Source organism: Pseudomonas sp. MH9.2, assembly GCF_034353875.1.
In the GTDB taxonomy this organism is placed as follows: Bacteria; Pseudomonadota; Gammaproteobacteria; order Pseudomonadales; family Pseudomonadaceae; genus Aquipseudomonas.
This window is the reverse complement of record NZ_CP133784.1, coordinates 890,913-910,002: the sequence shown is the minus strand read 5'-3', so window position 1 is coordinate 910,002 and position 19,090 is coordinate 890,913. Positions and strand designations below refer to the sequence as shown.

General features: G+C 58.7%; 19 protein-coding genes, 1 tRNA gene and 3 pseudogenes. 21 read left to right on the top strand and 2 right to left on the bottom strand.

Annotation, left to right across the window (positions count from 1 at the left end):
- Positions 1–166: 166 nt before the first annotated feature.
- The 19 genes and pseudogenes from phnC (at position 167) to RHM55_RS04030 (ending at position 15,428) form a co-directional block, all read left to right on the top strand.
- Complete coding sequence (gene phnC, locus RHM55_RS04115; protein WP_322179635.1) at positions 167–1,000, top strand: phosphonate ABC transporter ATP-binding protein; 834 nt, start codon at positions 167–169, stop codon at positions 998–1,000.
- A 57-nt stretch (positions 1,001–1,057) separates the two neighbouring features.
- Positions 1,058–2,068 (top strand): phosphonate ABC transporter substrate-binding protein, encoded by a 1,011-nt coding sequence (phnD, locus tag RHM55_RS04110; protein WP_322179634.1) that lies wholly within the window; start codon positions 1,058–1,060, stop codon positions 2,066–2,068.
- Positions 2,069–2,141: 73 nt separating this feature from the next.
- Complete coding sequence (gene phnE / locus RHM55_RS04105) at positions 2,142–2,930, top strand: phosphonate ABC transporter, permease protein PhnE (RefSeq protein WP_322179633.1); 789 nt, start codon at positions 2,142–2,144, stop codon at positions 2,928–2,930.
- 34 nt (positions 2,931–2,964) lie between these two features.
- Entirely contained in the window at positions 2,965–3,669 is a 705-nt protein-coding gene (phnF, locus tag RHM55_RS04100; protein ID WP_219060709.1) for a phosphonate metabolism transcriptional regulator PhnF, read from the top strand.
- A 14-nt stretch (positions 3,670–3,683) separates the two neighbouring features.
- On the top strand, positions 3,684–4,139 hold the full coding sequence (gene phnG / locus RHM55_RS04095) for a phosphonate C-P lyase system protein PhnG (protein ID WP_322179632.1): 456 nt from the start codon (positions 3,684–3,686) through the stop codon (positions 4,137–4,139).
- Positions 4,139–4,753: a phosphonate C-P lyase system protein PhnH gene (phnH, locus tag RHM55_RS04090; protein WP_322179630.1), complete on the top strand. Its 615-nt coding sequence runs from the start codon at positions 4,139–4,141 to the stop codon at positions 4,751–4,753. Before phnG ends, phnH begins: the two co-directional genes overlap by 1 nt.
- Entirely contained in the window at positions 4,753–5,844 is a 1,092-nt protein-coding gene (locus RHM55_RS04085) for a carbon-phosphorus lyase complex subunit PhnI (RefSeq protein ID WP_322179629.1), read from the top strand. Before phnH ends, RHM55_RS04085 begins: the two co-directional genes overlap by 1 nt.
- Positions 5,841–6,716 carry an alpha-D-ribose 1-methylphosphonate 5-phosphate C-P-lyase PhnJ gene (locus tag RHM55_RS04080; protein ID WP_322179628.1) on the top strand — a complete coding sequence of 292 codons (876 nt, stop codon included), beginning with the start codon at positions 5,841–5,843 and terminating at the stop codon, positions 6,714–6,716. The genes RHM55_RS04085 and RHM55_RS04080 overlap by 4 nt, the downstream gene beginning before the upstream one ends.
- Positions 6,713–7,537 (top strand): phosphonate C-P lyase system protein PhnK, encoded by an 825-nt coding sequence (phnK, locus tag RHM55_RS04075; protein ID WP_322179627.1) that lies wholly within the window; start codon positions 6,713–6,715, stop codon positions 7,535–7,537. The genes RHM55_RS04080 and phnK overlap by 4 nt, the downstream gene beginning before the upstream one ends.
- A gap of 55 nt (positions 7,538–7,592) precedes the next feature.
- Entirely contained in the window at positions 7,593–8,309 is a 717-nt protein-coding gene (phnL, locus tag RHM55_RS04070; RefSeq protein ID WP_322179626.1) for a phosphonate C-P lyase system protein PhnL, read from the top strand.
- A complete protein-coding gene (locus RHM55_RS04065; RefSeq protein WP_322179625.1) occupies positions 8,303–9,463 on the top strand; it encodes an alpha-D-ribose 1-methylphosphonate 5-triphosphate diphosphatase in 1,161 nt (386 codons plus the stop codon). The genes phnL and RHM55_RS04065 overlap by 7 nt, the downstream gene beginning before the upstream one ends.
- The gene (gene phnN / locus RHM55_RS04060) at positions 9,463–10,032 is read left to right on the top strand and encodes a phosphonate metabolism protein/1,5-bisphosphokinase (PRPP-forming) PhnN (RefSeq protein ID WP_322179624.1); all 570 of its coding nucleotides are present in this window, start codon (positions 9,463–9,465) and stop codon (positions 10,030–10,032) included. The genes RHM55_RS04065 and phnN overlap by 1 nt, the downstream gene beginning before the upstream one ends.
- Entirely contained in the window at positions 10,023–10,772 is a 750-nt protein-coding gene (gene phnP, locus RHM55_RS04055) for a phosphonate metabolism protein PhnP (RefSeq protein WP_322179623.1), read from the top strand. Before phnN ends, phnP begins: the two co-directional genes overlap by 10 nt.
- A gap of 131 nt (positions 10,773–10,903) precedes the next feature.
- Positions 10,904–11,320, top strand: coding sequence for an SRPBCC family protein (locus RHM55_RS04050; RefSeq protein WP_322179622.1), 417 nt, complete (start codon positions 10,904–10,906; stop codon positions 11,318–11,320).
- A gap of 89 nt (positions 11,321–11,409) precedes the next feature.
- Positions 11,410–11,931 carry a superoxide dismutase [Cu-Zn] SodC gene (sodC, locus tag RHM55_RS04045; RefSeq protein ID WP_322179621.1) on the top strand — a complete coding sequence of 174 codons (522 nt, stop codon included), beginning with the start codon at positions 11,410–11,412 and terminating at the stop codon, positions 11,929–11,931.
- A 75-nt stretch (positions 11,932–12,006) separates the two neighbouring features.
- A tRNA-Asn gene (locus RHM55_RS04040) sits at positions 12,007–12,082 on the top strand.
- Positions 12,083–12,583: 501 nt separating this feature from the next.
- Positions 12,584–13,567, top strand: a pseudogene (locus RHM55_RS25810) (cache domain-containing protein); the annotation flags it as partial.
- Positions 13,568–13,708: 141 nt separating this feature from the next.
- Positions 13,709–14,473 (top strand): methyl-accepting chemotaxis protein, encoded by a 765-nt coding sequence (locus RHM55_RS25805; RefSeq protein WP_407074629.1) that lies wholly within the window; start codon positions 13,709–13,711, stop codon positions 14,471–14,473.
- Between the two features lie 379 nt (positions 14,474–14,852).
- Complete coding sequence (locus tag RHM55_RS04030; RefSeq protein WP_322179619.1) at positions 14,853–15,428, top strand: DUF4174 domain-containing protein; 576 nt, start codon at positions 14,853–14,855, stop codon at positions 15,426–15,428.
- A gap of 156 nt (positions 15,429–15,584) precedes the next feature.
- On the opposite strand, the pseudogene RHM55_RS04025 reads toward RHM55_RS04030, so the two are convergent.
- Positions 15,585–16,378 (bottom strand): annotated as a pseudogene (locus tag RHM55_RS04025) (type VI secretion system contractile sheath domain-containing protein).
- 211 nt (positions 16,379–16,589) lie between these two features.
- Between RHM55_RS04025 and ggt the strand changes: the two are divergent.
- Positions 16,590–18,317: a gamma-glutamyltransferase gene (ggt, locus tag RHM55_RS04015; RefSeq protein ID WP_322179618.1), complete on the top strand. Its 1,728-nt coding sequence runs from the start codon at positions 16,590–16,592 to the stop codon at positions 18,315–18,317.
- 229 nt (positions 18,318–18,546) lie between these two features.
- The gene (locus RHM55_RS04010) at positions 18,547–18,882 is read left to right on the top strand and encodes a hypothetical protein (protein ID WP_322179617.1); all 336 of its coding nucleotides are present in this window, start codon (positions 18,547–18,549) and stop codon (positions 18,880–18,882) included.
- 55 nt (positions 18,883–18,937) lie between these two features.
- On the opposite strand, the pseudogene RHM55_RS04005 reads toward RHM55_RS04010, so the two are convergent.
- Positions 18,938–19,087 (bottom strand): annotated as a pseudogene (locus RHM55_RS04005) (SAM-dependent methyltransferase); the annotation flags it as partial.
- Between the last annotated feature and the right edge of the window lie 3 nt (positions 19,088–19,090).

Here is a 19,090-nt window from a genome sequence, read left to right as displayed (position 1 = left end):
TTAGACGTCCCCGGCCTTCGCAGAGAGGGCCGAGGCGTCTACAAACCGTCAACCAATCGTTACCTTACTGTCATCCCCGGTTCATGGGCCTGAAACACCTTCTCTTTACTGTCAGTTGCACACAAACGCAGCCGTGCAAAGGCTGTTCAACCAGACAGAGAAGCCCATGAACACAGCTATCCATGTCGACCGTCTGAACAAGACTTTTGCTCGCAAGGCTGCTTTGATTGATCTTGCGTTGTCTATACAACCCGGTGAAATGGTCGCGCTGATCGGCGCTTCAGGTTCGGGAAAATCCACGCTGTTGCGCCATATGGCGGGGCTCGCGCGTTGTGATCGCACCAACGGCGGCCGGGTGCAGGTGCTGGGCCGCGAAGTGCAGGCCTCAGGCCGCCTCAATGGCAACGTCCGCCAGCTGCGGGCCGATATCGGCTACATCTTCCAACAGTTCAATCTGGTCAATCGCCTCAGTGTGCTGGACAACGTGTTACTCGGTTGTCTGGGGCGCATGCCCGGCTGGCGCGGCAATCTGGGCCTGTTCAATACTCAGGAAAAACAGTGGGCGATGGAGTCCCTGGACCGCGTGGGTCTGGCCGATCTCGCCACTCAGCGCGCCTCGACCCTTTCAGGCGGTCAACAACAGCGCGTGGCGATTGCTCGTGCGTTGACCCAGCGGGCCGACGTTATTCTGGCCGATGAACCTATTGCGTCACTGGACCCTGAGTCCGCACGCAAGGTCATGGAAATCCTCGCCGATATCAATCGCCGTGACGGCAAGACCGTTGTCGTCACCCTGCATCAAGTGGATTACGCCGTGCGTTATTGCCAACGCGCCGTGGCCCTTAAAGCCGGGCGCATTCATTTTGATGGCGCCGCTGAAGCACTCAGCACTCAACTTCTCAACGACCTGTACGGTGCGGATCTGGATAGCAGTCTTCTGTTCTCCGACAAAACGCGTAGCGCCGAAAGACCGTTAAAACTGGCGCTTGCGCAGGCCTGATTTCGTTGCAGTTGCTCTAAAAAACAAACAACCAACGCCACCTTCAGGAATCCTTCCATGTTGAATCGTATGGGTCGTGTTTTCGCGTCTGCCGCCTTACTGGCCACCTGTTTCCTGAGCACCGCTCAGGCTGAAGAAAAAGTCATCAACTTCGGCCTTATGTCCACCGAGTCTTCGACCAATCTGCGAAGCGTCTGGCAGCCGTTCCTCGACGATATGTCGAAAAAAACCGGTCTTAAAGTCAACGCGACCTTCGCCTCCGACTATGCCGGATTGATTCAGGGTATGCGCTTCAATAAGGTCGATATCGCCTGGTTGGGCAACAAGGGCGCGATGGAAGCCGTGGACCGTTCCAACGGTGAAATCTTTGCCCAGACTGCCGCCGCCAATGGGGCCGCCGGTTACTGGAGCCTGTTGATCGTGCGCAAGGACAGTCCGATCAACTCGGTCGAAGACATGCTCAAAAACGCCAAGGACCTGACCTTCGGCAACGGTGATCCAAACTCCACCTCCGGTTACCTGGTGCCGGGCTACTACGTCTTCGCCAAGAACAATGTGAATGCCGCCACCGCCTTCAAACGTACGCTCAACTCCAGCCATGAAGTGAACGCCTTGAGCGTGGCCAAAGGTCAACTCGACGTTGCCACTTTTAACACTGAAAGCTGGGACCGTCTGGTCGTCACCCAACCGGACCAGGCCGCCATGCTCAAGGTCATCTGGAAGTCGCCATTGATCCCTGCCGATCCGATGGTCTGGAACAAAGGTCTGTCGGATGTCGACAAGGGAAAAATTCGCGAGTTCTTCGCCACCTACGGCGATACCGATCACGAGAAGGCTGTACTCAAAGAGATGCAGTTGGGCAAGTTCCTGCCGTCCTCCGACGATCAATTACTGCCGATCCGCCAGCTTGATCTGTTCAAGCAGCGCACCGAGGTCAATGCCAGCACCACCCTCGACGCCAAAGAAAAAGCCGAGCGACTGAAAGAGCTTGATGCGGGTCTGGCCAAGCTGCAAGAACGAATCACCAAGCTGGAAAAGAAGAGCACCTCCAGCGCCAGCGCCGGTTGACGCCTGCCGACGCGACGCCCCCGCGCGTCGCGTCATCGCAGCCTTTTATGGCTGCCCTATTTGAGAGCCGTTTATGACTTCCAATGCTGCACATGCTGAAGCCGTCGGCAAACGTACCTGGCCGCAATATGTGGGCTGGGGCCTGTTCCTCGCCATGCTGGCCTGGGCCTGGCATGGCGCTGAGATGAACCCGCTGGCGCTGTACCGCGATGCAGGGAACATGGCGACCTTCGCAGGTGACTTCTTCCCGCCAGATTTCCGCGAATGGCGCTCGTACCTCAAAGAAATGATTGTCACGGTGCAGATCGCACTGTGGGGCACGGTGCTGGCGATTGTCTGCTCGGTGCCGTTGGGGATTCTGTGCGCCGAGAACATCACCCCGTGGTGGATTCATCAGCCATTGCGCCGAGTCATGGACTCGTTCCGTTCGATCAACGAAATGGTGTTCGCGATGCTGTTTGTGGTCGCGGTCGGTCTGGGCCCGTTCGCTGGCGTTCTGGCGTTGTGGATCAGCACCACGGGGGTCCTCGCCAAGCTGTTTGCTGAAGCGGTCGAGGCCATTGATCCGGGCCCCGTCGAAGGCGTGCGCGCTACCGGCGCCAGTGCTCTGCAAGAAGTCATCTACGGGGTCATCCCGCAAGTCATGCCGCTATGGATTTCCTACGCCCTGTATCGCTTCGAGTCCAACGTACGCTCGGCCACGGTGGTCGGAATGGTCGGTGCCGGGGGGATTGGCGTGATCCTTTGGGAGAACATCCGGTCTTTCCAGTTCGTCCAGACCTGCGCCGTATTGCTGGTGATTATCGTCGTGGTGAGCGTGATCGACATCCTGTCGCAACGCCTGCGTAAACAGTTCATTTAACGGAGAGGGTGCCAAACGGCGCTTTTTTTAAACCATGCAGTTGTCTAGACAAATTGAACCCGTTTACCGCGAACTGGCGGACACTTTGCGCCGGGAGCTCGGCGATTATCGGGCCGGGGATTACCTGCCAGCGGAGATCCGCCTGGCCGCGCGATTTTCCGTCAACCGGCATACCGTGCGCCGCGCCATTGATGAGTTGGTGCTCGATGGCAGCGTGTTGCGTCGCCAGGGCCGTGGCACCCAGGTGCTGGAGCGTCCGCTGATCTATCCGCTGGTTGCAGAAAGCGCGTATAGCCAGTCGTTATCGGCGCTCGGGCATGGGGTTGAAGCCCGGCTGCTGCAGCGGCGTAGTTGCCTGGCCAACCGCGATGAGGCGAGGCACCTGGGACTGGCCGATCAGGCACCGCTGATTGAGCTGCAAACATTGCGCATGGTCGACGGTCAGCCCGTGAGCTTGATCCGCCACCGTTACTGCGCCAGCCGAACCGAGCTGCTGGCGCCTTATACCGGGGGCTCGCTGCGCCAGTTTTTCGCTGAGCGCGACCTGCCGTTGACCCGCACATTCAGCCTGATTGGCGCGCGCCTGCCGAGTCGTGAGGAGGCGGGTCTGTTGCTCATGCCCCGTCATTTGCCCGCGCTCAGCGTTTTTACCCTTTCCCGTGATTCGTCCGGCCAGCCGGTGGAGCTTGCGCAGTCCACCAGCCGCTCGGACCGTTTCCAATATCAGGTCATCACATGATGGAGATGCCGACGATGAGTTCCGCTCCTGTAGCCCCGCACGCAGCCCGACAACAGTGGATCGGCGTACTCGCCCGTGCCCACCGTGGCGAATTGAGTGGCCATGAAGCGGCCCTGCGTGACACCGAATATCAACTGATTCGCGCTCCGGAAATCGGCATGACCCTGGTCCGTGGGCGCATGGGCGGCACCGGTGCGCCGTTCAACGTCGGTGAGATGAGCGTGACCCGCTGTGTAGTGCGCCTGGCGGATGGGCGCACCGGTTACAGCTATCTGGCCGGGCGCGACAAGGCTCATGCCGAACTGGCCGCGTTGGCCGACGCGCATCTGCAAGGCCCGCAACAGGCGCGCTGGTTGAGTGAGTTGATCGAACCCCTGGCCTGCGCCCACGCCGCACGCCGCGCCGAAAAAGACGCTGAAACCGCAGCGACCAAGGTCGAGTTCTTTACCTTGGTCCGAGGAGAAGACTGATGAGTACAACCCTTTTGCAACCGGCATTTGCCGACCCGGTGCTGGACGCTCAGCGCAGCTTCCGTGCGGCGCTCAAGGCCCTGGCCGGGCCGGGTGTGGCCCAACCGCTGGAACAAGCTCCGCCGCTGGAAGGGCTGGCGCCAGCGAGCTACGCGCTGTGTCTGGCGCTGCTCGATGTCGACACGCCGCTGTGGCTGGCGCCAGCATTCGATACGCCGATGATTCGCGCCAATCTGGCCTTTCACTGTGGCTGCACGATGGTCAGCCGTCGTGAACAGGCACGTTTTGCGTTGCTTGATGGCAGCGAGCTTGGTGATTTACAGGGCTTCGATCCGGGCAATGACCGTTACCCCGATCAGTCCTGCACCTTGTTGATCCAGTTGGCTCAGCTCGATGGCGGGCATCCTCTGGCGTGGCGCGGCCCCGGCATCCAGCACGAAAATCGGGTCGCCTTGCCACTGTCTGACGGGTTCTGGAGCGAGCGCGACGCACACAACAATTTCCCCCGAGGGCTGGATGCGTTTTTTCTCGCCGGGCACAGCGTCATCGGTCTGCCGCGCAGTACCCGCATCAGCCACGTGAATCCAACAACCCTGGCTGAGGAGTTTGCCTGATGTACGTAGCCGTAAAAGGTGGCGAGCAGGCCATCGACAATGCCCACCGTTTGTTGGCGAAAAAGCGCCGTGGTGACACCACGATTGCGGAGTTGGCAGTCGAGCAGATTCGTCAGCAACTGCCATTGGCCGTGGCCCGAGTGATGAGCGAGGGATCGCTGTACGACGAGCAGTTGGCCGCCCTGGCGATCAAGCAGGCCGCCGGGGATTTGATCGAGGCGATCTTCCTGCTGCGCGCCTATCGCACCACGCTCCCACGTTTCAGCGCCAGCCTGCCGATTGATACCTCGGTCATGCAACTGAGCCGACGCTTATCCGCAACCTTCAAGGATGTGCCGGGTGGGCAGCTGTTGGGCCCGACCTTCGACTACACCCATCGCTTGCTGGACTTCACATTGCTGGCTGAAGGCGAACATCCGGGACCGCACGTAGAGGAGGGCGCGACACTCGAACCTTGCCCGCGTGTCCTCGGTTTGTTGGCCAAGGAAGGCTTGATCAAAACCGAGAGTGACAGTGGCGAAGCCGTTGCCGACATCACACGTGATCCTCTGGAGTTCCCTTCCAGCCGTGCCCAGCGCTTGCAGGCCCTGGCCCGTGGCGATGAAGGATTTCTGCTGGCGCTGGGCTATTCCACCCAGCGCGGTTATGGACGCAATCACCCGTTCGCCGGGGAAATCCGCATCGGTGAAGTGGAGGTCTGGATCGAACCGGAAGAGCTCGGCTTTCCTATCGCCATCGGCACCCTCGAAGTGACCGAGTGCGAAATGGTTAATCAGTTCGTTGGCTCTGGCGCGGAACTCGCTCAGTTCACCCGAGGCTACGGTCTGGCGTTTGGGCATGCCGAGCGTAAAGCCATGGGCATGGCTTTGGTGGACCGCTCACTGCGGGCTGAGGAGTTCAACGAAGAAATCCAGTCGCCGGCGCAGCAGGAGGAGTTTGTCCTCAGCCATTGCGACAACGTCGAGGCGGCCGGTTTCGTATCGCACCTCAAGCTGCCGCACTACGTCGACTTCCAGTCCGAGCTGGAACTGATCCGCAAGCTGCGCAAGCCCGCAGCCGTGCAGGCCACTGTGCAGGAGAGTCAGCAATGAACAGCGTGACGCATGACCGTCCTGTGCGCGACGAGGCCTACAACTTCGCTTATCTCGATGAGCAAACCAAACGCATGATTCGGCGCGGCCTGCTCAAGGCCGTGGCGATTCCCGGTTATCAGGTGCCCTTCGGCGGCCGCGAAATGCCGCTGCCGTATGGCTGGGGCACGGGTGGCATGCAAATGACCGCAGCCATTCTTGGGGCTGATGACGTGCTCAAGGTCATCGATCAGGGCGCGGACGACACCACGAATGCGGTCTCGATTCGGCGATTTTTTGCCCGCACCGCTGGCATTGCGACCACCGAGCGCACGCCGGAAGCAACAGTGATCCAGACCCGTCACCGGATCCCGGAAACCCCGCTGCACGCGGATCAGATCATGGTCTATCAGGTGCCAATCCCGGATCCGCTGCGCTTTATCGAACCGTCGGAAACCGAGACCCGGACCATGCACGCGCTGAACGACTATGGGGTGATGCACGTGAAACTCTACGAGGACATCGCCACCTTCGGCCACATCGCCACCAGCTACGCCTACCCGGTGATGGTCGATGATCGCTATGTGATGGACCCGTCGCCGATTCCCAAATTCGACAACCCGAAGCTCGACATGAGCCCAGCGTTGATGCTGTTCGGCGCCGGTCGTGAAAAGCGCCTGTACGCCGTGCCGCCTTACACCCGGGTGGTGAGTCTGGATTTTGAAGATCACCCGTTTGCAATCCAGGCGTGGGAAGAGTGCTGCGCGATCTGCGGCAGCCGCGACTCTTATCTGGATGAACTGATCCTCGACGACGCCGGCACCCAGAGCTTCGTCTGCTCGGACACCGACTATTGCGCCCAGCGCAGCAGCGAACAGGAGGCCGGTCAATGAACAACCCAGTGCATCACTCCCAGCGGTTGCGGGACCGGCAAGCCGACCGTGCGCAGCCGCTGCTCGAAGTACGGGGTCTGTCGCGTTTATACGGGCCGGAGAAAGGCTGTCAGGACGTGAGCTTCGACCTGTACCCCGGCGAAGTGTTGGGCATCGTCGGCGAGTCCGGCTCGGGCAAATCGACCTTGTTGTCCTTGCTCAGCGGCCGTTGCCCGCCCGACAGCGGTGCCGTCGCGTATCGACGTAAAGAGGGCGACTGGCTCGACCTCTACAGCGCCAGCGAAGCCGAACGCCGCACTTTGCTGCGCACCGAATGGGGGTTTGTGGAACAGAGTCCGCGCGATGGCCTGCGCATGGGCGTGTCGGCTGGCGCCAACATCGGTGAGCGACTGATGGCTCAAGGCGTACGTCACTATGGGCAATTGCGGGCCGCCGGAATCGACTGGCTGACCCAGGTGGAAATTGACCCGCTGCGCATTGACGACCTGCCGCGTACGTTTTCTGGCGGCATGCAACAACGCTTGCAGATCGCCCGCAACCTGGTTTCCGGTCCGCGCCTGGTGTTCATGGACGAGCCGACAGGGGGGCTCGACGTCTCGGTCCAGGCGCGCTTGCTTGACCTGTTGCGTGGTCTGGTACGGGAGCTGGACCTGGCGGTGGTGATTGTCACCCATGACCTTGCCGTGGCGCGGTTGTTGGCCGACCGGCTGATGGTCATGCGGCGCTCCAACGTAGTGGAAGCCGGGCTGACCGATCAGATCCTTGATGACCCGCAGCATCCGTATTCGCAGCTGCTGGTGTCTTCGGTGCTGCAACCGTGATCCGTCCATCCGCCGGGCGATCCCCGGCCGCCGTCGTCTTTTTGGGGTGTGCTTGATGAACAGGCTGATCGAGGTCCGCGACCTCTCGAAAACCTTTACGCTACATCAGCAGAACGGTGTGGTGCTCAACGTACTGGACGGCCTGAGCTTTACCGTCAATGCAGGCGAATGCCTGGTGCTGCATGGGCAGTCCGGTGCGGGTAAAAGCACCTTGCTGCGCACGCTGTACGGCAACTATCTACCGGCGGGTGGCAGCATTCGGGTGCAACATGAAGGTGGCTGGCTGGAACTGGTCGGGGCCCAACCGCGTGATGTGTTGGCCGTACGCCAGCAAACCCTTGGCTATGTCAGCCAGTTTCTGCGGGTGATCCCGCGTGTCGCCAGTCTGGACGTGGTCATGGAGCCGGCACTGGCGCGAGGCTGGTCGAAGACGTTGGCCAAGGCCCGCGCAGAAAACCTGCTGGCACGACTGAATATTCCGCAGCGCCTGTGGCAGCTGGCGCCCGGCACCTTCTCTGGCGGCGAGCAGCAGCGGGTGAACATAGCTCGGGGCTTCATGGTTGCCTGGCCCGTGATGCTGCTGGACGAACCCACGGCGTCACTGGATGACACCAATCGTCAGGTTGTACTCGAACTGATGAACGAAGCCAAAGCGGGAGGGGCTGCCTTGATCGGTATTTTTCACGACCGTGCTGCCCGTGAAGCGGTCGCCGACCGCCATCTCGACATGACCCCGAATGCCCCGACGGCAAAGGAATCACTGCCATGCTGACTGAACAGATCCTTAGCAACGCGCAACTGGTCACCGCCGATCAGGTTTTCAACGGCACGGTGGTGCTGCGCAACGGCCTGATCGTCGAGGTGGACGAGGGCCGAAGCAGGCTGCCTCAAGCACACGACCTGCAAGGTGATTACCTGCTGCCGGGTTTGATCGAGCTGCACACCGATAACCTGGAAAAACACATGACGCCGCGCCCCGGTGTTGACTGGCCATCGACCTCGGCTGTACTCAGCCATGACGCGCAGATCGTGGCTGCGGGCATCACAACGGTGTTCGACGCGCTGTCCATCGGTGACGTAAACCCCAAGGGCAATCGCATGCAGAAATTGCCCGCGATGCTCGACGCTATCGCTACGGCCAATGCCGCCGGTCTGACCCGCGCCGAACACCGTTTGCACCTGCGTTGTGAACTGTGTCACCCGGATACCCTGAGCGTGTTTCGCGACCTGGTGGAGAATCCGCTGGTGCAACTGGTGTCGGTTATGGACCATTCGCCAGGTCAGCGTCAGTTCGCTCTGGAGTCCAAGTACCGCGAGTACTACATGGGTAAGTACCACCTGACGACGGTCGAGATGGACGCGTTCATCGTCACCCAGATGGCTAACTCCCGTGAGTTCAGTAGCCGTTACCGGCGCGCCATTGTCGAGGATTGCCTGGCACGCGGTCTGTCGGTGGCCAGCCACGATGATGCGACCCTGGCGCACGTCGAAGAATCGGCCAGCTACGGGATGACCATCGCTGAGTTCCCGACCACCCTGGAAGCAGCACGGGGCTCCCATCGTCTGGGCATGGGGGTGTTGATGGGCGCACCGAACATCGTGCGTGGCGGTTCGCACTCGGGCAATGTGGCGGCGGCCGACCTTGCTAAAGAAGGACTACTGGATATCCTCTCCAGCGATTATTATCCGGCCAGTCTGTTGCAGGCGGCATTTATGTTGGCTGCCCGGCACGAAGACCAGCGGCATAGCGATTGTGATCTGCCTCAAGCCGTCGGCATGGTCAGTCGCGCCCCGGCCCAGGCCGCCGGGCTCAATGACCGGGGTGAGATCCGGGTCGGGCTGCGTGCCGACCTGATTCACGCTAGACGTCAGGACGGATTACCGGTGATTCAACAGGTTTGGCGACAAGCGAAGAGGGTGTTTTGATGGCGGGCAGGTTGATCTATCTCATCGGACCTTCAGGTTCGGGCAAGGACAGCCTGCTCGACGCTGCACGTGAGCCGTTAGCCGATCAGGGCTGCCGGATCGTGCGGCGGGTCATCACCCGTTCGGCTGAAGCGGTCGGTGAGGCGGCGCAAGCGGTCAGCATCGAGCAGTTCATGGCGATGCAAGACGAGGGAGCGTTCGCCTTGAGCTGGCAAGCCAATGGCTTGCACTACGGGATCCCAAAGGAAATCGACGAATGGCTGGAGGCCGGGCTGGATGTTTTGGTCAACGGCTCGCGTGCTTATCTGCCTCAAGTGCATCAACGCTATCCGAGGTTGCTCGCGCTGCTGTTAACGGTGGATCAGGCTGTGTTACGTCAGCGTTTGCAGGCCCGTGGTCGTGAATCACTGCCGGAGATCGAAGCACGATTGGCGCGCAATGCCGATTTCGCTGCGGCCTTGATGGCAGCTGAGGATAAGGCGTTGTGGCTGCTGGATAACTCCGGCCCCATCGAACAGACCCTTGAGCGGCTGCTGCAACTGATAGGTAAAGAGCCCGCATGCACCTGACTTTGCTGGGCACCGGCGATGCGCGTCAGGTACCGGTCTACGGTTGCGACTGCCCGGCGTGCGCCGCTGCACGCTCGGACCAGCGTTTGCGCCGTCTACCGTGTAGCGCTCTGATTGAATGCGCCGGCCAACGCTGGCTGATCGACACGGGCCTGACCGACATTACCGAGCGTTTCCCGCCGCGCAGCTTTGACGGCATCCTGCAAACCCATTACCACGCGGACCACGCACAAGGCCTGCTGCATTTGCGTTGGGGCCAGGGATGGGTCATTCCGGTACATGGGCCGGTCGATCCAGAAGGCTTTTCCGACCTGTACAAACACCCGGGTATTCTCGACTTCAGTCGGCCCTTTGCTGCCTTTGAAACGCGGCAGTTCGGTGCCCTGAGCGTGACCGCGGTGCCGTTGATGCATTCAAAGCCCACGCTGGGCTACCTGCTTGAAGGTGAGGGGCGACGCATCGCTTACCTCACCGACACCGTCGGCCTGCCAGAGTCGACTCGCGATTTTCTGCAATGCCAGCCCCTCGATGTATTGGTGCTGGACTGCTCCATGCCCCCCCAAGCCCAGACACCCCGCAACCACAACGATCTCAACCTGGCGCTGGCTTGCATCGCCGACCTGCAGCCGCATCAAGCGGTGTTGACCCATATTGGCCACACGCTGGATGCCTGGTTGCTGGATGAGGCGCATCAACTGCCGGCACGGGTGATCGTTGCGCATGATGGTATGGTGCTGTGACAAGGCAGTGGATTTCACCCGGCGCTGTGTTGCTGAGCGTTGTGATTCAGCGTGCGGCTGAAATTGATGATATTAGCCGCCTGTTCAATTGAGCCTTTCCCAATCCATCGAATCCTGCTTGGAGAAATACCGTGGCTAAAGCGTCTGCAACGATCGAAATTCCAGCAACTGCCGATCAAGTCTGGCAGCTGATAGGGGGGTTCAACTCATTGCCCGACTGGTTGCCGTTCATTGCCAAAAGCGAAGCGAGCGAGGGTGGGCGCGTGCGTCACCTGGAGACTGACGACGGCGCGGTGATTGTCGAACGACTCCAGACTTTCGATAACAAGGCGCGCACCTACACTTACTCCATTGATCAGGGGCCATTTCCGGTTACAGATTATCTGGCGAAGGTGCAGGTCCGGGAAGTGGCGGGCAAACAGGTGACTCAGGTCGAATGGTCGGGCAGCTTCACCCCGGCCGGCGTGACCGATGCAGAAGCCGTCGAGCTGTTCAGCGGTGTCTATAACGGTGGTCTTGAGGCACTCAAGGCTAACTTTCCAGGCTGAAGTTCATCGTGTCGTCATGTGTAAGATGGGCCGCTGACAAGTGTTCCTTCTTATACTCCAGGCTCTTTTCGATAAACCCTGGAGGCACCATGAAGTTGTATGGCTGGTTGGTATTGATGGGGGCAATGTCGTGCGGCGTTGCCCAAGCCGCGTCGAAAGAAGTCTCGATGAATCTGGTGAGCGCTGACGGTCTGCCTCAGGCCATTGGCTCGGTTACGCTTAGCGAAACAGAATATGGGGTACTGTTCACGCCCAACCTGAAATCCTTGCCTGTTGGGGTACATGGTTTTCATGTGCATCAGAACAGCAGCTGTGAGGCCGCATTGAAAGACGGTAAAAAGTCTGCGGCAGAGGCGGCCGGAGGTCATTTCGATCCGCAGGGCACCAACAAACACCTTGGGCCATACGGTAAAGGTCACTTGGGTGATCTGCCTGCGATCTACGTAAATACCGATGGCACCGCGACCTATCCGGTGCTCGCGCCGCGGATCAAAAAGATTTCCGACATTGATGGCCATGCGTTGATGGTCCATGCCGGGGGCGACAACCATGCCGACACGCCAAAACCGCTGGGTGGTGGCGGTGGTCGCATGGCCTGTGGGGTCATCTGATTTTGGCCAGACAGGGCAAGGAAATTTTTACCGAAGGCTTGACTTGCCCTTTTCAATCAGTAACATAGACCACATTCCGCGATAGCTCAGTTGGTAGAGCAAATGACTGTTAATCATTGGGTCCCTGGTTCGAGTCCAGGTCGTGGAGCCACTTCCTTCAAGGTGCAAGTTTCAGGCCGTTAAGCGCTGGCTTGCACGCTTCTGATTAATCAAGGCACGCAGCTGGCATTGTCGCTGCTCCGGTGCCGCGATCATCATGCGGTTCGCTAGATTTTCAGCTCATTGCCCAAAAGCGCTACGTGGGCAAAGCTGGTCCTCCCAGTACCTTACCCAATCTTTTTCATCCCCTCCAGCTATCCCTCCAGCACCCTTTGCAACCTGTTTCTGCACGTTGTTTGTGTGCGTTTTCGTCTGAAAAAAGCCAAGTGTCAGCACGCGCGATGGCTGTGCATTATTTTTTACATTTCTGGTTAATCTTTAGTTCGTTGCTGTCGATACAGAAGCGATAGCCCAGAAAAGACTGAAGAACGCGGATGCTCCTCAAGGGAACGGAGGAATAACCGGTTTGCCCTCCAAAAAATAATGGCCATTTCGCGCTCTTTCGGAGAAAGGGAGCCCTTGGTCATGAAGACCCGAGCGGACACTAGACGCCATGAATAACAATTTGCGCTTCAGCCATAAAATTCTGCTGGCCGCTTCGCTGATCGTGATTACAACCTTCGCACTCTTTACCCTGTACAACGATTACTTGCAGCGCAATGCGATTCGCACCGATCTGAAGAACTACCTGCAAGAAATGGGTAGCGCCACTGCAGGCAACATTCAGACCTGGCTGAACGGGCGGACCCTGCTCATTGAAAACCTCTCGCAATCTGTTGCGCTTAATCCCGACGCAACGAACGTGGGCAATGTGCTCAACCAGAAAGCCCTCACTTCCAGCTTTATGAGCGTTTACCTCGGCGGTTCGGATGGCAGTTTTACTATACGGCCAGACAGCAAGATGCCGGACGGCTACGACCCACGCATACGGCCTTGGTATAAAGGTGCGCAAGGCAGCAACGTTTCGGCACTGACTGAACCCTATATTGATCTGGCAACTGGCGAGTTGGTGATTTCCATTGTTGATGCCGTGCAAAAGGCCGGTCAAAACCTTGGAGTAGTGGGTGGTGATTTGAGTCTGAAAACCATTGCCGACAGTATTAACGCGCTGGACTTCGACGGCATGGGTTATGCCTTTCTGGTCAGCTCCGACGGCAAAGTTCTGGTTCATCCAGACAAAGCCTTTGTGATGAAAACCCTCAAAGACATTTACCCGAAAGACACGCCACCGATCAGCGGCAATATCAGTGAAGTCCAGGTCGACGGTAAAACCCGTATCGTCACCTTCAGTCCTATCAAAGGCCTGTCCTCGGTTAGCTGGTACATCGGCCTGTCCGTGGATAAGGATAAAGCCTACGCAATGTTGAGCGAGTTCCGGGCCTCTGCGATTGTCGCGACCATCATCGCGGTCGTCATCATCATTGCGTTGCTTGGCATGCTGATCCGTTTTCTGATGCAGCCCCTGTATGTCATGACCCGCACCCTGCAGGACATCGCCGATGGTGAGGGTGACCTGACCAAGCGCCTGACCATCCAGACTCAGGATGAGTTTGGCATTCTGGGTACCGCATTTAACCGTTTCGTCGAGCGAATTCACGGCTCTATCCGCGAAGTGTCCTCCGCCACTGAACACCTCAACGAGGTGGCAACGCGCGTGGTCTGCGCCTCCAACTCATCAATGCTCAACTCGGACGAACAAGCCAATCGTACCCACAGCGTCGCAGCTGCGATCAACGAATTGGGCGCGGCGGCGCAGGAGATCGCGCGCAATGCGGCGCAAGCTTCCCGCCAGGCCAGCGATGCGCGGCAGTTGGCCGGGGAAGGTCAGCAAGTGGTCGATAAAAGCATTCAGTCGATGAATCAGTTGTCCGAGATGCTCAGCGCCTCCAGCAGTAATATCGAGTCGCTCAACAGCAAAACCGTGAACATCGGGCAGATTCTCGAAGTGATCACCAGCATTTCTCAACAAACCAACCTGCTGGCGCTCAATGCGGCCATTGAAGCCGCGCGGGCAGGGGAAGCCGGACGTGGATTTGCGGTGGTGGCTGACGAGGTCCGCAACCTGGCTCATCGCACTCAGGAATCGGCCCAACAGGTGCAGAAAATGATCGACGAGCTGCAAGTCGGTGCCCGTGAATCGGTCAGCACGATGGCTGAAAGCCAGCGCCATAGTCAGGACAGCGTCGTCGTTGCCAACCTTGCGGGGGAGCGTTTGAGCAGCGTGAACCAACGCATCGGCGAAATCGACGGTATGAACCAGTCGGTCGCTACCGCTACCGAAGAACAGACCGCCGTTGTCGAGGCGATCAACATGGATATCACCGAGATCAACACGCTCAATCAGGAGGGGGTGGAAAACCTTCAGACAACGTTGCGCGCCTGCTCTGATCTGGAGCAACAGGCGGGTCGCCTTAAACAGTTGGTGGGCAGTTTCCGGATATAGGCTTTAGTCCTGATGCTGATTGTCATCAGAGTGACCGCTGGCAGCGGGCCTCTGATGACCCATTTAACCACCTACCCGGGTTGGATCAGCTCCGTATACTCACGAAGGGATTCTCAATGGGCTGGGTGTAAGCCAGGTTGGCCATCGCTGGAGCGTCCGGCTCTGGAAAATCTACGGTTGCCCAATGGCGGGCTACCGAGCATCGTTGACTTTGTGCTGCCGTGAGCGACATTGAAACCAAAGCATCTTCAGGGCGTGGTTGCGTGATGGGCACTCTGGCCTAAGCTTCAGGTCAGTGCAGCCGGATGCGCCTTGAGCTTGAGGCCGCACGGATGCAATTCTCAACGAACGATGCGTGGTATCGAAAAAGGAGATGCGTATGCTCATCCGGTCACTGATCCTTGCCATGCTATTCGCTAGCGTCGGTCCGGTGCTGGCTGCCGACAGCGATGCCCCCTTGACTCAGGATCGCGGACGATCCCGTCCGTTGATCATCATCGCCCCCAGTGCCGTGGACCCAACGCTGGTTAACCTGAAAAAAGCCCTGGAAGAGCCTGCCAACCGCGCGGCCTTCGCCGAACGCAACATGGTGCTCTACACCGTGGTCAACACCATCGGCCAGCGCAACGGCAAGGACCTGGACGCGCAAACTACCATGGCGCTGATCCGCGAACTGAAGCTGGGCGCCAGCGCCCAGGCCAAGGTCATTCTGGTGGGCAAGGACGGCGAGAAGAAGATCGAACACTCCGGCCCCATCGATCCAAAGGAGATTTTCAGCACTATCGACCAGCTGCCCGCGCAAGAAAAAGAGACCTCGGCACCGCCACCGCCACCGCCACCGCCACCGCCACCTGCGCCCGAGGCCACGTCAACTCGTACGGGCAAGACGGGCAAGCCTGATAAGCCGGGTAAACCCGGTAAACCCGGCGTGCCACCCAAGGCGCTGGATGATTGAAAGGGCGAGAGGGTGGACGTTTATCCAGGTAGTTCAACCTCCACCCTGATCGAAACGGTCAGATCGCTTCAATGTAGTGGGCAAAGCGGGAGGTCCCCAGGATGTGAGGCAGCAGCGAGCCAAGGCGGGTGTTGAAGGCATAAACCGGCAGACCGCTCACCCTCCTCTCTCAATGCCCTGAATGGCGGCGCACTCGTGGTGCTGGGCGAACGCTTCAGTGATGCGCTGGGCCAGGAGCCAGGCGGCATTTCCCCAGAGAAACTTGTCCAGGTCTGTGCAGGGGTCTGCTTTTGGATCATCGGCTTGACTGACGTCGTTCAAATGCACGTCTTCAGTGAAGGTCGGCATCTCCGGCACCGGACAGTTCTGCGCATCGTAAGGCGAGCGGGCCAGATAGCGCGGCACCACCATGGCGACGTAGCGCGAATTCTCGCTGTCACGGAACGCCAGCCAGTCCATGCACTCGATGCTCTCGAATATCGTTGATAACTCGCGTGGCCGGTCCAGGTCGTCAAAACACCGAACGGACCGCCACCCAAGGAGCTATCTCGATGCTTGGGCACCCGCGGGAACAACAGGCTTTGGTCGAAATCGACGGCGCTTTCCAGGTCAAGGCGCAGCTCTTCCTTGGTCACGTCAAGCAGGCGCAACGTCAGCAAAGGCCCCGACTCTGTATTCATGATCCGTTGGTGCAGTCCGCGCCATGATGCTTCAAGGGCTTGCAGCGGTTTACTGTGAAGAATCAGATTGATCTGGGCATGGACCTGGTCACTGGAAAGATCCTGCAACTCAGGGACCTGGCTCAGGATTTTCTCCGGGCTGAAATCGCTGAAATCGCTGAACGTGTTGAAGGTCAGCTCGATATTCAGGGGTTCTACACGTCCGGATAGCGCGCTTTGGACGGTGAACGTGATTCGTTTCTGGAGGCTGGAGGCTGCCGAGCAAGACACTTGTGTGGTTCCTCTTGCCTGTGCCGTTGTGGAAAGCGGGGCGGGAGAGTCAAAACTGACCTACAGTCTCTTGGCTGTTGGCATCTTGCCATTTGATCGAACGTGGCGCTGCAAGGTCTCTTGGCATTGGCACTGGATGAGAGCTGTAGAGTCGGGACTTTGGCAACTGCCCACGCAGCCTTCCCTTACCTTAAAACAAGAGAATTGGCCCATGAAGTTCCAACCCTTTGCCAGATCGCTCATTGCGACGGCATTCGTTATTGGTTCCATCGGTGTACACGCGGCTTCGCAAGCCCCTGTTGCCGCAGAGAACGGCATGGTAGTCACGGCCCAGCATCTGGCCAGCCACGTCGGTGTCGATGTCCTCAAGGACGGCGGCAACGCGGTCGATGCGGCGGTGGCGGTCGGTTATGCGCTGGCGGTGGTCTATCCTGCGGCAGGCAACCTTGGCGGCGGCGGTTTCATGACCATCCAGTTGGCCGATGGCCGCAAGACCTTCCTCGATTTTCGCGAGAAGGCATCCATGGCGGCCACTGCGAACATGTACCTCGATAAGGATGGCAACGTCATCCCGAACCTGAGCACAAAGGGATACCTGGCAGTCGGCATCCCGGGCACCGTGTCAGGCATGGAGCTGGCGTTAAAGAAATACGGCACGATGAAGCGTGCCACGGTCATCGCGCCGGCAATCAAGTACGCCGAGGACGGCTTCGTGCTTGAGCAGGGTGATGTCGACCTGCTTGAAACCGCCACCGACGAGTTCAAGAAAGATATGCACGACTCAGGTTCGATCTTCCTGAGCAAAGGCGAGCCGATGCAGGTTGGCCAGAAATTGGTGCAAAAGGATTTGGCCAAGACGCTACGGGAAATTGCCGCCAAGGGTACCGACGGCTTCTACAAGGGCTGGGTTGCCGAGTCCATCGTGGCTTCAAGCCAGGCGGGCAAGGGCATCATCACCCAGGCCGACCTTGATAAGTATCAGACCCGCGAACTAGCGCCTATCGAGTGCGACTACCGTGGGTATCACGTCGTCTCGGCTCCGCCGCCGAGTTCGGGCGGTGTCGTTATTTGCGAGATCATGAATATCCTTGATGGCTACCCAATGCAAAGCCTTGGTTTCCATTCGGCTCAGGGGCTGCACTACCAGATTGAGGCCATGCGGCACGCCTATGTCGACCGCAACAGCTATCTGGGCGATCCCGACTTTGTCAAAAATCCGCTGACTCACCTGCTGGATAAAAATTATGCGGCGAAGCTCCGTGCTTCTATCAATCCGCAAAAAGCCGGTATTTCTCGCGATATCAAGCCGGGGGTGGCTCCTCACGAGGGCAACAACACCACGCACTATTCGATCGTAGACAAGTGGGGCAACGCAGTCTCGGTGACGTACACACTGAACGATTGGTTTGGTGCGGGGGTCATGGCCAGCAAGACCGGGGTCATCCTCAACGACGAGATGGACGACTTCACCTCCAAGGTGGGCGTTCCCAATATGTATGGTCTTGTACAAGGTGAGGCGAATGCTATCGCTCCAGGGAAAACACCCCTGTCTTCAATGAGTCCGACGATCGTCACCAAGGACGGAAAAACCGTGATGGTCGTCGGCACCCCAGGTGGTAGCCGCATTATCACGGCGACATTGCTGACAATGCTCAATGTGATCGACTACGGCATGAACATTCAGGAAGCGGTCGATGCCCCACGATTCCATCAGCAGTGGTTGCCGGAAGAGACCAATCTTGAAGCGTTCGCTGTCAGCCCTGATACCCAGAAAATTCTCGAAGGTTGGGGGCAGCAGTTCACCGGTCCACAGCCGTTCAACCATGTTGCGGCGATTTTAGTCGGAGCGCCTTCGCTCGGCGGAAAACCCGTCGGCAAGAACCGTTTCTATGGCGCGAATGATCCGCGGCAGGGCTCGGGACTTTCACTGGGCTATTAATGAGTGATGCGAAGCCCTGTTTCAGGGTTTCGCTGACCGGTGCAAGTACATGCCCGCATCCGACGCCGCGAATCAATCACGATGCGCGGTTTCCGGCATAGGAGTACGAACATGACCCCCTCACTGCGGTTCTTCCTGAGGTTTTTTTGAAACCTTGAGCGTCCGCATGTTGTCGTAATACTCAATGAGTCCATACAGTTTCCAATGGTTCACATCAGGAGGTTTAGTCATGAATGCCCTGACGATCGAAGGCTGGTGCAAAATCAGCGGCGAGCAAAAGTCCACCCCTGTGGGGGAGATCCATTTTTACGTCAGTGGACCCGTCCATTTGCTTCTAGAGCAAGCCGAAGAACACTTACAGAAGACCCACGAGCCTGAAGTCATGGTCGATGTCGATATGAGCTCGATCGACTTGATCCTCCCGGAGGGATACGGCCCTCTCTCCGATTGCCAATTGCGCGTCTATTTGAGTGACCAACGCGGTCAGTTCCATTTGGTCGGGCATCGGGCGAGTGATGGCAGCTTAATCTATACCAACGCGGTGATGGTTGATCAGCTGGGTTAGCCGTTCACGGGTCAGCTAAGCAGGCATTCCCCTGCCATCGATGAACTGGAGCGTGACCGACCTCCTGATACTGCGAGTTCGGTGTGCAGATAAAGGTTGAGGCGACGTAGTACCGCCGTTCCACGGGGCTCATGTTCTCGCGGAGCTTGTCGTTGGCGTAAGATTCCACCCGCAGAATCGTACCGTCAGGCTTGAGTGACTGAAACCT

What these genes read in the sequence shown, in the direction of transcription:
- phnK (WP_322179627.1), top strand. Translation starts at nt 6,713, where the DNA reads ATGAACAACCCAGTGCATCACTCCCAGCGGTTGCGGGACCGGCAAGCC.
- ggt (WP_322179618.1), top strand. Translation starts at nt 16,590, where the DNA reads ATGAAGTTCCAACCCTTTGCCAGATCGCTCATTGCGACGGCATTCGTT.
- RHM55_RS04085 (WP_322179629.1), top strand. Translation starts at nt 4,753, where the DNA reads ATGTACGTAGCCGTAAAAGGTGGCGAGCAGGCCATCGACAATGCCCAC.
- phnE (WP_322179633.1), top strand. Translation starts at nt 2,142, where the DNA reads ATGACTTCCAATGCTGCACATGCTGAAGCCGTCGGCAAACGTACCTGG.
- RHM55_RS25805 (WP_407074629.1), top strand. Translation starts at nt 13,709, where the DNA reads ATGCTCAACTCGGACGAACAAGCCAATCGTACCCACAGCGTCGCAGCT.
- RHM55_RS04080 (WP_322179628.1), top strand. Translation starts at nt 5,841, where the DNA reads ATGAACAGCGTGACGCATGACCGTCCTGTGCGCGACGAGGCCTACAAC.
- phnL (WP_322179626.1), top strand. Translation starts at nt 7,593, where the DNA reads ATGAACAGGCTGATCGAGGTCCGCGACCTCTCGAAAACCTTTACGCTA.
- phnD (WP_322179634.1), top strand. Translation starts at nt 1,058, where the DNA reads ATGTTGAATCGTATGGGTCGTGTTTTCGCGTCTGCCGCCTTACTGGCC.
- RHM55_RS04010 (WP_322179617.1), top strand. Translation starts at nt 18,547, where the DNA reads ATGAATGCCCTGACGATCGAAGGCTGGTGCAAAATCAGCGGCGAGCAA.
- sodC (WP_322179621.1), top strand. Translation starts at nt 11,410, where the DNA reads ATGAAGTTGTATGGCTGGTTGGTATTGATGGGGGCAATGTCGTGCGGC.
- RHM55_RS04065 (WP_322179625.1), top strand. Translation starts at nt 8,303, where the DNA reads ATGCTGACTGAACAGATCCTTAGCAACGCGCAACTGGTCACCGCCGAT.
- phnH (WP_322179630.1), top strand. Translation starts at nt 4,139, where the DNA reads ATGAGTACAACCCTTTTGCAACCGGCATTTGCCGACCCGGTGCTGGAC.
- phnC (WP_322179635.1), top strand. Translation starts at nt 167, where the DNA reads ATGAACACAGCTATCCATGTCGACCGTCTGAACAAGACTTTTGCTCGC.
- phnG (WP_322179632.1), top strand. Translation starts at nt 3,684, where the DNA reads ATGAGTTCCGCTCCTGTAGCCCCGCACGCAGCCCGACAACAGTGGATC.
- RHM55_RS04030 (WP_322179619.1), top strand. Translation starts at nt 14,853, where the DNA reads ATGCTCATCCGGTCACTGATCCTTGCCATGCTATTCGCTAGCGTCGGT.
- phnF (WP_219060709.1), top strand. Translation starts at nt 2,965, where the DNA reads ATGCAGTTGTCTAGACAAATTGAACCCGTTTACCGCGAACTGGCGGAC.
- phnN (WP_322179624.1), top strand. Translation starts at nt 9,463, where the DNA reads ATGGCGGGCAGGTTGATCTATCTCATCGGACCTTCAGGTTCGGGCAAG.
- phnP (WP_322179623.1), top strand. Translation starts at nt 10,023, where the DNA reads ATGCACCTGACTTTGCTGGGCACCGGCGATGCGCGTCAGGTACCGGTC.